The sequence below is a fragment of the Aestuariibius violaceus genome, from assembly GCF_040779325.2.
Classification (GTDB): domain Bacteria; phylum Pseudomonadota; class Alphaproteobacteria; order Rhodobacterales; family Rhodobacteraceae; genus Aestuariibius; species Aestuariibius violaceus.
The window spans coordinates 44,689-58,916 of sequence record NZ_JBFONT020000009.1 but is presented as its reverse complement, the minus strand read 5'-3'; the positions used below and the strand labels follow the sequence as shown (position 1 = coordinate 58,916).

At 62.3% G+C, this 14,228-nt stretch carries 15 protein-coding genes; 3 read left to right on the top strand and 12 right to left on the bottom strand.

All coding sequences use genetic code 11. The annotated features are described in order from the left end of the window. Positions 1-52: 52 nt before the first annotated feature. Entirely contained in the window at positions 53-1,213 is a 1,161-nt protein-coding gene (carA, locus tag AADZ90_RS19110) for a glutamine-hydrolyzing carbamoyl-phosphate synthase small subunit (RefSeq protein WP_367312384.1), read from the bottom strand. 152 nt (positions 1,214-1,365) lie between these two features. On the opposite strand from carA, the gene AADZ90_RS19105 reads away from it, so the two are divergent. Continuing rightward, the gene (locus AADZ90_RS19105) at positions 1,366-1,833 is read left to right on the top strand and encodes a GatB/YqeY domain-containing protein (RefSeq protein WP_367312385.1); all 468 of its coding nucleotides are present in this window, start codon (positions 1,366-1,368) and stop codon (positions 1,831-1,833) included. Between the two features lie 186 nt (positions 1,834-2,019). On the opposite strand, the gene AADZ90_RS19100 is transcribed toward AADZ90_RS19105, so the two are convergent. From AADZ90_RS19100 to AADZ90_RS19050, 11 genes are all read right to left on the bottom strand, one after another. Continuing rightward, positions 2,020-2,943, bottom strand: coding sequence for a hypothetical protein (locus AADZ90_RS19100; protein WP_367312386.1), 924 nt, complete (start codon positions 2,941-2,943; stop codon positions 2,020-2,022). Then, a complete protein-coding gene (locus AADZ90_RS19095; RefSeq protein WP_411997105.1) occupies positions 2,940-3,449 on the bottom strand; it encodes a DUF2244 domain-containing protein in 510 nt (169 codons plus the stop codon). The genes AADZ90_RS19100 and AADZ90_RS19095 overlap by 4 nt, the downstream gene beginning before the upstream one ends. Positions 3,450-3,542: 93 nt before the next feature. Next, positions 3,543-5,216, bottom strand: a complete 1,674-nt coding sequence (gene ctaD / locus AADZ90_RS19090; RefSeq protein WP_367312388.1) for a cytochrome c oxidase subunit I — start codon at positions 5,214-5,216, stop codon at positions 3,543-3,545. Positions 5,217-5,794: 578 nt separating this feature from the next. Continuing rightward, a complete protein-coding gene (locus AADZ90_RS19085) occupies positions 5,795-6,274 on the bottom strand; it encodes an OsmC-related (seleno)protein (protein WP_367312389.1) in 480 nt (159 codons plus the stop codon). A 22-nt stretch (positions 6,275-6,296) separates the two neighbouring features. Continuing rightward, entirely contained in the window at positions 6,297-7,214 is a 918-nt protein-coding gene (locus tag AADZ90_RS19080; protein ID WP_367312391.1) for a fumarylacetoacetate hydrolase family protein, read from the bottom strand. Next, positions 7,211-7,993, bottom strand: a complete 783-nt coding sequence (locus AADZ90_RS19075; RefSeq protein WP_367312392.1) for a cyclase family protein — start codon at positions 7,991-7,993, stop codon at positions 7,211-7,213. The genes AADZ90_RS19080 and AADZ90_RS19075 overlap by 4 nt, the downstream gene beginning before the upstream one ends. A gap of 11 nt (positions 7,994-8,004) precedes the next feature. After that, positions 8,005-9,312, bottom strand: coding sequence for a TRAP transporter large permease (locus AADZ90_RS19070; protein ID WP_367312393.1), 1,308 nt, complete (start codon positions 9,310-9,312; stop codon positions 8,005-8,007). Then, on the bottom strand, positions 9,309-9,848 hold the full coding sequence (locus AADZ90_RS19065; RefSeq protein WP_367312394.1) for a TRAP transporter small permease subunit: 540 nt from the start codon (positions 9,846-9,848) through the stop codon (positions 9,309-9,311). Before AADZ90_RS19065 ends, AADZ90_RS19070 begins: the two co-directional genes overlap by 4 nt. Further along, positions 9,845-10,900 (bottom strand): C4-dicarboxylate TRAP transporter substrate-binding protein, encoded by a 1,056-nt coding sequence (locus AADZ90_RS19060; protein ID WP_367312395.1) that lies wholly within the window; start codon positions 10,898-10,900, stop codon positions 9,845-9,847. Before AADZ90_RS19060 ends, AADZ90_RS19065 begins: the two co-directional genes overlap by 4 nt. Positions 10,901-10,951: 51 nt before the next feature. After that, entirely contained in the window at positions 10,952-11,602 is a 651-nt protein-coding gene (locus AADZ90_RS19055; protein WP_367312396.1) for a TetR/AcrR family transcriptional regulator, read from the bottom strand. Positions 11,603-11,838: 236 nt separating this feature from the next. Then, positions 11,839-12,660 (bottom strand): helix-turn-helix transcriptional regulator, encoded by an 822-nt coding sequence (locus AADZ90_RS19050; protein WP_367312397.1) that lies wholly within the window; start codon positions 12,658-12,660, stop codon positions 11,839-11,841. Positions 12,661-12,761: 101 nt separating this feature from the next. Here AADZ90_RS19050 and AADZ90_RS19045 point away from each other — a divergent pair, with 101 nt between their 5' ends. Beyond that, positions 12,762-13,655: an SDR family oxidoreductase gene (locus AADZ90_RS19045; RefSeq protein WP_367312398.1), complete on the top strand. Its 894-nt coding sequence runs from the start codon at positions 12,762-12,764 to the stop codon at positions 13,653-13,655. A 100-nt stretch (positions 13,656-13,755) separates the two neighbouring features. Next, the gene (locus AADZ90_RS19040; protein WP_367312399.1) at positions 13,756-14,166 is read left to right on the top strand and encodes a cupin domain-containing protein; all 411 of its coding nucleotides are present in this window, start codon (positions 13,756-13,758) and stop codon (positions 14,164-14,166) included. The last annotated feature ends 62 nt before the right edge of the window (positions 14,167-14,228 follow it).

Here is a 14,228-nt window from a genome sequence, read left to right as displayed (position 1 = left end):
CCCTGGCGCATTTGCGTCGGGCTCAGCTTGCGCCATCAGGCTTAAGGAAGGTTTAAGCGGCGCCCTGACGCTCGGCGATCGCCTTGGCGAAGCGTTCGAAGAGGTAGTAGCTGTCCTGCGGGCCCGGGCTTGCCTCTGGATGGTACTGGACCGAGAAGACGGGCCGGTCTTTCATGCGGATCCCGCAATTGGAGCCGTCGAAGAGCGAGATGTGCGTTTCGGCCACGCCCGCGGGCAGGGTCTGGCTGTCGACGGTGAAGCCGTGGTTCATCGACGTGATCTCGACCTTGCCGGTTTCCATGTCCTTGACGGGATGGTTCGCGCCATGATGGCCGTGGTTCATCTTGATCGTCTTGGCGCCGAGGGCGAGGGCCAGCATCTGGTGGCCGAGACAGATGCCGAAGACGGGGATTTGGGTCTTGTCGAGCACTTCCTGGATCATCGGGACGGCGTATGCGCCGGTAGCCGCCGGGTCCCCCGGCCCGTTGGAGAGGAAGAGGCCGTCGGGGCTTTGGGCCAGCACATCCTCGGCCGTTGCGGTGGCGGGGAGGACCGTCACGTCGCAGCCGGCGGAGGCCAGGCAGCGCAGGATGTTGCGCTTGGCGCCGTAATCGATGGCCACGACCTTGGGGCCGCCCGGCGCCTTGTCCGTATAGCCCTCGGGCCAGGCCCAGCGGGTTTCGAACCAGCGGTAGGACTGGGCGCAGGTGACATCCTTGGCGAGGTCGAGGCCGATGAGGCCCGGAAAGGCGCGCGCGGCGGCGACGAGCGCCTCGACATCGAATTTGCCGTCGGGATTATGGGCAAGCGCCACGTGCGGGGCGCCCTGATGCCGGATGGCGCGGGTGAGGCGGCGGGTGTCGAGGCCGCCCATGCCGATGCGGCCGCGGGCGGCGAGCCAATCGGGCAGGCGGCCCATGGCGCGCCAGTTCGACGGCTCGGTCGGGTCCCATTTGACGATCATCCCCTCGGCGACCGGGTCGGCAGTCTCGTCATCCTCGGGCGTGATGCCGGTATTGCCGATATGGGGGAAGGTGAAGGTCACGACCTGGCCCGCATAGGACGGGTCGGTCATGATCTCCTGATAGCCGGTCATCGCGGTGTTGAAGCAAAGCTCCGCCACCGTCTGGCCGGTGGCGCCGAAGCCCTGGCCGTAGAAGATCGTACCGTCTGCCAGGGCGAGGCAGGCGGTGGGATGGGCGATCTGGGGCATCGAAGGCTCCAACGGGTTTGGCAAATCCCGCTGGGTTTAGGCAGGCGCGGCGGGGCGGTCAAGCCGTGGGCGACGCGGGGTCGGCTGTTGTCAGTGCCGACGGTTGAGACTACGTTCCGGGATCTCGGGGGAGCAGCCGGACGGGACTGGTCATGGATATGAAAACACGGGTCAGCGGGGCGTTGAAAGACGCGATGCGCGCCAAGGAGATGGGGCGGGTGTCGACGCTCAGGCTCATCAACGCGGCCATCAAGGATCGCGAGATCGCCATGCGGGGCGACGCGGCCGAGGGTGAGCCGGCGGAGATTAGGGATGGCGACGTGCTGTCGATCCTCGGCAAGATGGTCAAGCAGCGGCAGGAAAGCGCACGGGCCTACGAAGAAGGCGGGCGGCTGGAGCTGGCCGAGGAAGAGCGTAAGGAAATCAAGGTGATCGAGGAGTTCCTGCCCCGTCAGCTTGATGACGAGGAAAGCGAGAAGGCCGTCGATGCTGCGATCGCCGAGACGGGGGCCGAGAGCATCCGCGACATGGGCAAGGTGATGGCCGCGCTGAAGGCGAAATATACCGGCCAGATGGATTTCGGGCAGGTCGGGCCGATGGTGAAGGATCGGTTGAGCTAGGGTGAGCGGCGTCCCGGAGATCGTCCAGTGGACGATTTCAGCCGCGAACGCGCGAAGCGCTAGAGGCAAGCCGTTTAAGTGCTGAGGTCATCGCCCTCCTGGGGGGCGGCGATGCCCGGCGGTGCTGCCGGGCGGGCGCTTTGGGCAGCGTGGTTCTTCGCTCCGAACCTTTCGCCGCTTGTTTGTCTAGAAAGCTGGAAACCGCGCTCTGATCTCGGCCAGCTGTTCTTCATCCCTGACCTCGAACCGCTGGGCGAAGCGGGATTTGAAGCTGGTCCGGCCGCGGCGGGCGCCGAAATTGTCTCCGTGGTTCAGCAGATACATCACCGCGGGATCCTCCAGCGGCGTCAGCGGGCGGCCTGAGAGGTCGGCGAGGTAGGGGAACATGCGGTGTTCGTGGCTGAGCGTCTGGGCGAGGAAGTCGATCTCCTGCTCGGGGCCGTTCTTGAGATCGTAGCGAAAGGCGGTGCAGCTGCCGCAGAGCTTCCAGAACGCTTTTTGACCGGGATTTCCAAGGCTTTGTGGCTCGGCTAGTGCGACGCGTCCCGCGCCGATATCGGCGACATAGCCGCGCGTGACGAGATAGCCGCCGCGCTTGCGCTGCTTGGCCATTAGAGAGAGCTGGCCATCGGCGAGGAGGTCGTCGGCATCGAAGCTCATCGCGTAGCCGTCGGGGGCGTCGTCGCGCTGTTCCAGCAGTGCTTGGGTCAGACGGCGGAGTTTGGCCCATTTGTCATTGCCGTCGACCTCCTCCCTGAAGGGAAGATATCTGACACGGGCGGACCAGGGGATGCTGGGGCGTTCCTGACAGCAGATATAGGCGGTCCAGTTCGTGTAGTCCTGGCGTTTGAGGCTTTCGACGGTGCGGGCGAGGCGCTGGGTGACGCCGTCCCAATCCGTCACATCCTTAGGGCCGACAAGGGGGATGAGGAAGGTAAAGGGCGGGTTTTTCGGGGGTTTTGGCAATCGCCCGAGGCGGCGGAGGCGGATCGCGGCGCGTTCGGACGCGGTGAGGCGGATGCGGCGCAGGGCCCATTCGGCGCCGAGGCCGCCTGTCGCCTGCCTGAGAAGGAACCGCCGGAGCTTGGGCGTCGCGGGGACCTGGGTCACTGCCGGGCGGCGGAGAGACGGTCGCGCAGCTCTCCATAGAGGTTTGCGCGTTCTTCGGGGGTCAGGAAGGCGCCGAGTTCGACCTCGCGCCCGTTGCCGCTGAGGGTGACGTAGTTTTCGACCGGGCCGTCCTTTTCATCCAGCGCCACCTGCACCCAATAGGGGTTGGCCTGCCAGTGCTGGTCGGGGCCACGGGGGTTGTGGCGGTCGATGCTGATCTCGTCCGGGGTGAGGCGAAGTTCTTCCAGGATCTCTCCGTCCCGGTAGGAGCGTTCGAGGGCGTACCAGACGGCTGCCAGCATCAGCAGGAAGAACGGCAGGAGCCCCCAGAGGACGGGGGAGCCGATCACGGTCAGAAGCGGCAGCGCAACGAGCGTTGCCGTGGCGCCGATGAAGAGCACCATGTCGCGGCGCGGGAGCGAGCGGTAGGGCCAGCAGTGAAGCTCTGCCACCGGAGGCGTTGCGTCGCGATCCTGATTCGCCGGTTCGATCCACTCATAGGGCATGGGAATGAAGATACCCTTAACTCGGTTGCAGAAAAGCGGGTTCTGAAACGCGAAGGGGCCCCGCAATGCGAGGCCCCCTGAAGATAGCGCGGTTCAGTGCGCGTGCTTCTTGTCCCAATCCTCGCGCTTGGGGAGCTGTTCGAACGTGTGCTCCGGCGGGGGCGAGGGGAGGGTCCATTCCAGCGTATCGGCCCATTCGTTCCATGGGTTCGCAGGCGCCGTGCGCGGCACGCGGAACAGCGTCCAGAACACAACGCCGATGAAGAATACGAACGAGGCGAAGGACAGAAAGGCCCCCCAGCTGGACACGTAGTTCCAGAGGGCGAAGGCCTCGGGGTAGTCGATATAGCGGCGCGGCATTCCCTGACGGCCCAGGAAGTGCTGCGGGAAGAAGGTGATGTTCGCACCGATGAACATCGCCCAGAAGTGCAGCTTGCCGGCCCATTCGGGCAGGAATTTCCCTGTCATCTTGGGGAAGTAGAAGTAGATCCCCGCGAAGATGCCGAAGACGGCGCCGAGGCTCATCACATAGTGGAAGTGGGCCACGACGTAGTAGGTGTCGTGATAGACGCGGTCGACGCCCGCTTGGCTGAGCACGATGCCGGTGACACCCCCCACGGTGAAGAGGAAGAGGAAGCCGAACGCCCAGAGCATGGGTGTCTTGAACTCGACCGAGCCACCCCACATCGTGGCGATCCAGCTGAAGATCTTCACCCCCGTGGGCACCGCGATCACCATGGTCGCCAGCATGAAATAGCTCTGCTGGGTCAGCGTCATGCCCACCGTGTACATGTGGTGCGCCCAGACGACGAAGCCCAGCGCACCGATCGCCACCATCGCGTAGACCATCGGGAGATAGCCGAAGATCGGCTTTTTCGAGAAGGTCGCGATGACGTGGCTGATGATGCCGAAGGCGGGCAGGATGATGATGTAGACCTCCGGATGGCCGAAGAACCACAGGATGTGCTGGTAGAGCACCGGGTCCCCGCCGCCTGCCGGATCGAAGAAGGTCGTGCCGAAGTTCCGGTCGGTCAGCAGCATGGTGATGGCGCCGGCAAGCACCGGAAGGGCCAGCAGAATAAGCCAGGCTGTGACGAAGATCGACCAGGAGAAGAGCGGCACCTTGTGCAGCGTCATGCCCGGCGCGCGCATGTTCAGGAAGGTTGTGATCATGTTGATCGCGCCGAGGATCGAGGACGCGCCCGAGACGTGGACGGCGAAGATCGCGAGGTCCATCGACATGCCCGCCTCTGACGTCGAGAGCGGCGGGTAGAGCACCCAGCCCACGCCCGAGCCGAGCTGGCCGTTGCCGCCAGGCGACAGCATCGATGCAACGCCGAGGGCGGAACCCGCGACGAAGAGCCAGTAGGACAGGTTGTTGAGGCGCGGGAACGCCATGTCCGGAGCACCGATCTGCAGCGGCATGAAGTAGTTGCCGAAGCCGCCGAAGAGCGCCGGGATCACCACGAAGAACATCATCAGCACGCCGTGATAGGTGATCAAGACGTTCCAGAGATGGCCGTTCGGCGTACAGTCCGCAGGATCGGCCGGCAGGAAGCGCATGCCCTCGAGGCACATATACTGCACATCCGGATGCATAAGCTCCATCCGCATGTAGACCGTGAAAGCCACGGAGATGAAGCCAAGGACCCCTGCGGTCCAAAGGTAGAGGATGCCGATATCCTTATGATTTGTCGACATGAACCAGCGTGTGAAGAACCCGCGGTCATCCTCGTGGTCGTGGCCGTGAACGGCAGCGTCAGCCATATGGGCGCTCCTTAGATCTGAACTGTCCCTAGTCGCTCCAGAGATCGGACTCAGAGCTGTTTTGAGAGGCGTTCTAGAGGGATGGGCGGCGGGCGGCAAGCGTTCGAAGGTCGCGAACGGTGGGTTACATTGGCGCAGCGCCTCCCGTGTCTCAGTCCCTCCCGCCGCCACACCCGCTCGACCCGCTTGTCGTTCACCTGCGCCAGCCCTTTCCTAACAAGCACCTCAACCTGCTGAAGCTTCGTGACAACCTCTTCCAGCTTGTGCCGCTTCGCAGCGATCCTGATCCTCAGTCCTCCAAGATATGGCGGCCGAACACTTCAGTGGGGGAGGATCAGGGATCGAACACTGGCTCGCGCCAGACTTGCTACGGCGCTATCTGATCGAACCACGGGATTCATCGACCGCACAAGCTTGCGCTTGAAACAAGCTAGCTGACCGCTGAACAGGTCGCTTCGGCGTGGCAAGTCGACGGAGGTATTCACTGCAGATGAACGACACATGGAATTGAAGACCCATCGAAAGATCAGGCGCATCGTATCCTATGCCGGCTTTGACCGATTTGCCTGGCGAGCTGGCTAGGCGTCGATGAAGCCGCTGTCGACCTTGAGACGATGCCGAATCGTATTCGCCTGCCCAAGCGTCTGTTCAAGGAAACAGCCTTTCTTGGCCGCTTCAATGAGAGCACGTTGATTTTCGAGGGGATCGGGGCTGTCGAGCAGCACGTCGATGTCGAAACTCTTCGGTCTGGTTTCGTAGATCCGGCCTGACTTCGCCCAGTCCCACACCACGCGGCATTCCACGTCGAGCGCAGTCACCGTCACCCCGAGCCGTTTCGCGAAGGCCCGGATCTGGGTCATCAGACAGCCGGTCAATCCGGCGATGAAGAGCGCCAAAGGCGGCGGGGCCGAGCCGTCGCCGCCATGGAAGGCGCCTTCGTCCGAAGCAAGCGTAAACCGTTCTTCGAACGGTTTGACCATGGTGACGTCCAGTTCGTTTCGCATCCTGCCTGTTGCCTTGCCGCGGCAGATGAAAGCCACCTCGGCCCGCGCGGGCATCTGTTCGGAGGTCGTTCCTATCTTAAGGTTCCTTGCGGATCATGTTGCAGAGCGTTCCGATCCCTTCGATGGTCAGTGCCATCTCGTCGCCATCGGCGAGGCGTTTGCCGATCTCCAATCCGCAGCCCGTGCCGACCGTGCCGGAGCCGACGACTTCTCCGGGATAAATCGCCTCGGAGGCGGAGATGTGCGCCAGGATCTCTCCGAAATGATGCTGCATATCTCGGGAGTTTCCGCCGCCCCATCGTTCGCCATTCACCTGGACGTCCATCTTGAGTGCAGCGGGGTGCGGTATCTCATCGGCCGTCACGACCCACGGGCCCAGAACGTTGCCGGTATCGAAATCCTTACCTTTGGCCGGCCCCAATTGTCCGGCCATTTCGCGCATCTGCGCGTCGCGGGCGGAGACGTCGTTCAGGATGGTATAGCCCCAGATGTGATCAGGTGCGGTGTCAGGCGGGATATCGACGCCACCTTTGCCGACCACGATGGCGAGTTCCAGTTCCAAATCCAGATGATCGGAGTATCGCGGCCAGCGCACGGTCTGCCCGTGACCGATAAAGGACATCCGGTTGCCCTTGTAGTAAATCGGTTGCTCGTACCAGACCGGTGGGATCGCGAAGGAGCGGCCCGTCATCTTTTCGGCCTGGGAGAAGCTGTTGAGGAGGTGTTCCTCGAAGACCAAGCAATCGCGATATTGAACGGGTCGAAGGGGGACGCGAAACTCCGCGTCTTCAAGAGCGATTACAGATGCGAGCTCTGCCTGACCGATGAGGAGGCGCGCCTCGTTCAGCGCCTCTGGCCCCGCTTCGATCATGGTGAGCATATCCTTGAACCATGCGGCACTTCCGGAAGCGGTAAAGAGGTCCAGCGCGCGGTTGTCGTCCAGCTGGGCGACAAGCCGCTCTTTCCCCTGATATGCTAGGGTGCCCAGTTTCATGGGGTCTCCTCCAAAATGGCGACGGCGCGGGTGAAGCCCGCGGAGGCGCGTTTGATCTTGATCGGGAAACACGAGATCTCGAACCCGGTGGGCGGCAGGAGATCGAGGTTCGACAGCTTTTCCATGTGGCAATAGCCGGTGACCATCGACGCTCTGTGCCCTTCCCAGATGATCGAGGGGTCGCGCGTCTCGCGCCACCGCGCTGCGGTATGGGCAAAGGGTGCGTCCCAAGACCACGCATCGGTTCCCGTGACGCGTACGCCGTGATCGAGCAGCCAGAGCGTTGCTGCACGCCCCATGCCGCACCCGGAGGTCAGGTAGTCCTCCTGCCCATAGCGGGCACCGGCGGAGGTGTTCACCACGACGATATCGAGAGGCTGCAAATCATGACCGATCCGGTCCAGTTCCACCGCCACCTCCTCTGGGCTGACAATGTGGCCGTCGGGGAGATTGCGAAAGTCGAGCTTGACCCCCCGGTTCAGGCACCATTCCAGCGGAACTTCATCGATCGTCGCGGAGGGCTTGCCGCCATCCATCGTCGAGTGATGGTGGTAGGGCGCGTCGAGATGGGTCCCATTGTGGGTCGACACCGTCAGTGTCTCGACGGCCCAGCCTTCCCCGCCCGGAAGGTCGGCCGCGGTGAGCCCGGGAAAGAAGGACGCGACTTGGGCTGCCGTTTCCGCGTGCGACTGGTAGTCGATCTTCGGCAGCATCATCGGCGGATCGGATGGAATCCCTTCTTCAAGGGCAACGGAGATATCGATGAGGCGGCGGGACATGGCGGTTTCTCCTAAGGGACAAGGCCCGTCGCGATGACGGGAAAAGCGATGACGAGGATCAGCACCGCGAGCATGGCAAGCGCGAACGGGGCCGCCCCGATGAAGATGTCGCCCAGGGTTATCCTTGGATCGTCGAGCGTCGACTTTATGACGTAGACCGAGATGCCGAACGGTGGCGTCAGGAGCCCGATCTCGACGGCGATGACGGTCACGATCCCAAACCAGATGAGATCAACGCCGAAGTCGGTCATCACCGGTAGCATCAACGGAACCAGGATCAGCATGATCGACGAGCTGTCGAGGATCATGCCCATCGCGATGACCACAGCGCAGTAAAGCGCAAGGACAGCCAAGAGGCCGAGCTCCGCGTCCACGACGAAAGCGCCGAACCCAGCGGGGAGGCCCGAGAAGGAGAGCATCCTAGAATACATCTGCGCCGCAATGATCAGAAAACAGATCGACGCCGTTACAAGGCCGGTCTCGATCAGGACCCGACCGATGCCGCGTAAGCTCAAGGTGCCCTTCGCGATCCCGAGGATGAGCGCACCGATCGCGCCGATCGCACCCGCCTCGACCGGTGTGAAGACCCCGCCGTAGATCCCGCCGAGGACGAGGACGATCAAAATGACGATCGGCAACCCTTTGGCGAGGATCTGGCCCCGGCTGAGCTCCCCTTCTTGCGGGACGCGCGGCTGGCCGAGCCAGCGCGGGGCGAAGGCGGCGGTCGCGACGATGCCGATGCCGAATGCGACCGACAGGACCAGTCCCGGCCCGATGCCCGCGATGAACAGATCGCCGATGCTTTGTTCGGTGAGCACCCCGTAGAGGATAAGCAGCAGCGATGGTGGGATGAGCATCCCGAGGACCGACGATCCCGCCACGACGCCGGTCGCGAAACGCGGCGAATAGCCGTTGCGCATCATCTGCGGCACGGCGATTTTCGTAAAGACTGCGGCCGACGCGATGGAGATGCCGGTGATTGCGGCGAAGATGGCGTTGGCCCCAACTGTGCCGACACCGAGCCCGCCCTTGATGCGGCGGAATGCGTGGTTCGCCACGTCGAACGCATCACGCCCCATACCGGACTCAGAGACGAGAAACCCCATCAGAACAAAGAGCGGCACAACGCCGAAAAAGTAGCTGGCGATCGTGTCGGAGGCAGCGAGGGTCATCATGTTTGCGGCAAGCTCGGGCGATCCCCGGATTGCCCAAACACCGACAAACGAACAGGCCATGAGTGCGACGGGAACCGTTAGTCCGCAGAGGACAAGAACGATCATCACCGCCAAGGCGATAAGGCCTATATCGAAGGGTGTCATTGCGCTTTGCCGTCAGGTATCCGATGGCGCCGCCATATCCGGGCGAGAAACTGAAGGACGAGCACCACGCTTCCGGCGACAATGGTGGCTTTCACCGGCCATGTCGGGGCGGTAAAGTCTCCGATCGCGCCAATAAATGTCCCACGTTCCCAATCACGTACCAGCCGTGGCCAGGTTGCCCAGGCGACGGTGGCCAAGACCCCGATGCCGATCATATCCCAGACGTCTTCAATTGCAGCCGCGAGCCGCGGGCTGCGCTTGGTCAGCATATCCAAAAGTGCGGTGGATCTGGGCATCCGCCCCGCCCGCAAGGTCTGCGGCGATTGAAGAAAGACGATTGCGACGATGGAGAGCGAGACCATCTCGGGCACACCGGGAAGCGGGGCGCCAAGGAGGTTGCGCCCGGCAACGTCGAGCCCGATCAGGACCATCAGGGCAAGGATCAACGATGATCCCGTAACGTTCATGGCCGTGGCGACGTGGTCGAGCCACCGGAGCGGCAGCGGGTCTTCCGCCGCTCCGATCTTGTCGCTCATTCGCGGTCCCAATCGCGCAGTGGCGTGGCGCCTGCTTCGCGCATGGCGTCCATGTAGGTCGTCAGGATCTCGGTGCCCGGCTCGCCCCGCGCATCCAATTCGGCGGCCCAGGTCGCTGCGGCATTATCCATACCATCTGCCCAGGCCTGCCGCATCTCGGGCGGGGCATCGAAAATCGTCGCCCCTGCTTCGGCCATGGCGGCAAATGCGTTCTCAACCGCGCTTTCCAGTTCCGCGAGATACCAGTCGCGCGCGGTGTCCGCGCCAATGCCCAGAGCGTCCTGCACTTCAGGGGGCAGGCCCTCGTACCAGTCCGTATTGGCGCAGATGCCGGCGGCGAACTGTGCGCCCAGGCCCGCGCGCGTGATGTAGGGGGCGACCTCATGCAGATTGCCAGGAAGCGCAGCCGATGCGAACACGATCACGCCTTCATAGACGCCTGTGCGCAGCTCGTTGTAGTAGGTCGTCAGGTTGCCCGACACACCGACGGCACCGGTTCCGGATAGCCAGTTGGTTGCAGCACCGGGTGCGGCGATCCTGCGGCCGTCCAGATCGGACAGCGACGCGACCGGGAAGTCTGTCATCAGCAGGTAATCATCAATGATGATCGGGCCGCCGAGATAGGTATTGCCGTTATCAAGATAGGCCTGCTGCATTCGCGGGTCTTCGCGGTGCAGTCTGTCCATCAATTCTCCTACCTGACGCACGTCGGAGCTGACGAACGGGGTATAGTAGGTGACATTTTGAGGTCCGAGTTTCGCCGGATCGAACAGCGACTCGCAGGTGCCGAGTTCGGCGAGGCCCGCCTCGATGGTTTCGAGCTCTTCGCCGACGGCCGCGATCGTGCCGCCATATTGGCCATCGAAAACCATCTCGTGACCGTGTTCTACCAATGCTTGGTTGACTGCCGGATAAAACGCCTCGTCGAGCATCCGGACCCAACGGAATACCGGCGGATGGCCCGCAACGACCGTCGCTGAATAGGTCTCCGATACGGCCGGTAGCGGGGTGGCAGCAATCAGCGCTGCTGTCGTAAACTTGAGTCCTCCCATGGACTTTCCTCCCTTTGGTAAGCACCCTCTTTTTGGGGCACGGCGAATGGATCAGGCTCGAGCCTCCTCACACAGAGCCTCAAAGCCGCCGGTGGCGTGGCATGTCAGGCGGGCGATCAGCGCTTCGGTATCGTCGGCGCTATCGGGCGGCAGCTGAGCCAGCCGCTCCGTGCGGCCGGACCGGCCCACGGCCCCGACAAGAAGTCCAAGGGCCATCGAGTAACCCCAGACGCAGGTTTCCCGTGATACGTCGGGCCGCGCACTGGAAAGCGCATCGATAAAGAGCCTCGCGGACGGATCATACAGCCGCTCCACCAGTGCCTGATCCCGTGCATCGCCAACCGCGAGCAGTGCGAATATCCGGGCAAACACCCGCCCCCCGCCTTCCGGACCCAGAGGAGGGCGAAAGAACGCTTCGAAAATCTGTGCGGTAGCGTCGGGAATACCGAGGTCGATCCGGTCTAGAAGTGTCAGGCGCGCTGTTGTGATCCAGTGGGCGCGCCGTTCGATCACCGCGGCATAGAGACCTTCCTTCGTTTGGAAGTGATAGTGGATCAGCCCCTGGGCGACCTCGGCCCGAAGCGAGATGGCTTTCATACTAGCGCCGGCAAACCCTGCTTCCGAGAATGCCGCTTCGGCCGCATCGAGGATGTCCTGGCGGCCATCTGTGCGGCCTTCGATCCCGGATTTTGCCTGTGTCATTCCCTAGCAAAGACACTGACTGATCGATCAGTCAATCCATTTCTTGGTGCGCGTTCCTTTTGGCGAGCTGAAGCTTAGTCGTACCGATACCAAGAAGAAGGAGGACTTACTGTTTGACGTTCGAGCTCCGACAGCTCGCAGTGGCTGGCTTTTTGAGAAAGACCGTCTTCGGATCAATGCGACCTGGTCCTTTGTGGTCGCACAGGAAGTGTGATCGACCCTGATGATCATGAACCTTACGCTTTTGACCCTTGGCAGAGGTGTCGCAATTTTTCTGCATCCGCCTTGTCCGCTGGGGTATAGGCGACCAGCTTGAGGTCGGGACGGCCATCGACGGCGAAGGAGGAAAACTCGAACGCGATCGGCCCTGCCGATGGGTGCCGGATCCGTTTGATGCCCTCTCCCGTCGATCTGACATCGTTGTCTGCCCACATCGCGGCGAATTCGGAGCTTCTGCCCGTAAGCTCAGCGCGCAGTTCCGCCGCCCGGTCATCCTCTCCAGCGCGAGCTGTCTCTGCGCGGAACGTCGCTACCAAGAAGCGTGCGATGTCTTCCCAATCCTCCTGAGCCGCGCGCGTATCGGGATCAAGGAACATCCGGTACAAGACGTTCCGTTCGTCTTTCGAGAGGGCGGCGTAGTCCGTCAAGGCGACACGCGCCGCATCGTTCCAGGCGATAACATCCCAGTGCGGGGTCACTATGGTCGCAGGATTGAACGTGAGTGCGTCCAGAAACCTCTGCAGCCGCGGTGTGACCCCGTCAGATGATGCCGGTTGTGCCTTGGGTGGCCGCCCGACACCGACGAGGAAGAGGTGCTCTCGCTCGACGTCGGTGAGCATCAGCGCATCGGCGAGACTTTCCAGAACCCGTGGCGAGGGCGGGCCGCCTCGGCCCTGTTCCAGCCACGTGTACCAAGTGGTGCTGATATTGGCACGAGCGGCGACTTCTTCGCGCCGCAGGCCGGGGGTGCGCCGCCGTCCAGAAAAACCAAAAGCCGCCGGATCAAGCCGCTTTCGGCGATCTTTCAGAAAGGCGCTGAGGCGATTTTCCTCTGCCATATCTCCGATCCTGTTAGTTATTATACCCGTATAAATCTTTGTCTTTAACAGGATGAAGTCATCTACCAGATTACCCCCGTTAGCAATCTGGAGGGTGATCGATGAAGGTGTTCGTAACCGGCGCGACGGGGTTCGTCGGCTCGGCGGTCGCTGTTGAATTACAATATCGCGGGCATGACGTCCTGGGCCTGGCGCGGAGCGAACGGTCAGCCAATGTGCTTCGAGAAGCCGGGCTGGAGGTTCATCTTGGTGACATCGCCGATCCTGAGAGCCTCATCCCCGCACTTGATCAGGTGGATGCGGCTATCCATACGGCTTTCGACCACGATTTCTCCCGATATGAGGAGAATTGCATGGCCGACCGCCGGTTGCTCGATGCGCTGGCGACGGCGCTTGAGGGCACCAACAAGCCGCTTATCGCAACCTCGGCCACCGTCGTTGCGGGGGGAAGTGATCCTACAACGGAACAGGACGGTGCTGTGGAACAGATCCCGCGCAGCGCGTCGGAAGCATTTCTGGGCCACTTCGAAGGGGGTGTTCAGACGGGGGTCGTGCGCCTTCCACCGACCGTTCACGGCAGCGGAGACAAAGCCTTCATTCCCGCGCTAATCGCCCTGGCGCGAGAGCGTGGAGTGTCAGCTTACATTGAAACTGGAGGGAACCGCTGGCCTGCAGTCCATCGCTACGATGCGGCGCGGCTCTTCTGCGACGCCGTCGAACAACACCGGGCCGGAACGCGCTATCATGCGGTCGCCGAAGACGGCATCCCGTTTCGCGACATCGCTGAAGCCATAGGTGACGGCTTGGGGGTGGCGGCTGAGAGCGTCCCGGCCGACCAGGCCGAAGCCCATTTCGGCTGGTTGGCGATGTTCGCCGCAATCGACAACCCAACGTCCAGCCAATGGACGCGCAAAACCGTCGGATGGGTGCCGCGCGAGGCCGGGCTGATCTCGGATATTCAAACCGCGGGCTATCTCGACCCGCCCATTCACTGAGGAGAGACCTATCATGTGAAGACCTATCGTTTCCTGTTTTATCATCGCCTGTCTTCTGGCCTGTTCACCTCCTTTGGCGTGTGCCCAATCGAATGAGGGTATGGCAGTTCCGGAAAGCGGCGACACGATGATGGTAATACCGATAGGCGATGCACTCGATCGCCCATTCCGACCGCTCTACGACGCAAGGCCAACCGGTCCTAACCTCCTCGTGCTGGAAGGTGATCCCGGCACTGGGCCGTCTCTGCCCCTGTTTCGCTATGGCCGCAATTACGACAGAAGTGGCAACCTTCACTTCCATACCCACGACTACCACCTCTGGCTTATCGAGGACACGCTGAAGCATTGGGATGAGAATGGTAGCGAGGAAACGGCACCTGTCCTGCTTCCCGGATCCTATGTTTACCAGCCTGCGGATCTCCTTCATGCTGCGAACTGCGTAACGGAACGTTGCACCGCTTACGTCATATTCGACGGACTGATCGAAACAGGGTTCCCGGACGATCGATAATCGTTGAGCGAAGTGTCGTCGTGATTGCTGGTCTCTGAACGGCTAATCGTCCCCGGCCGAGA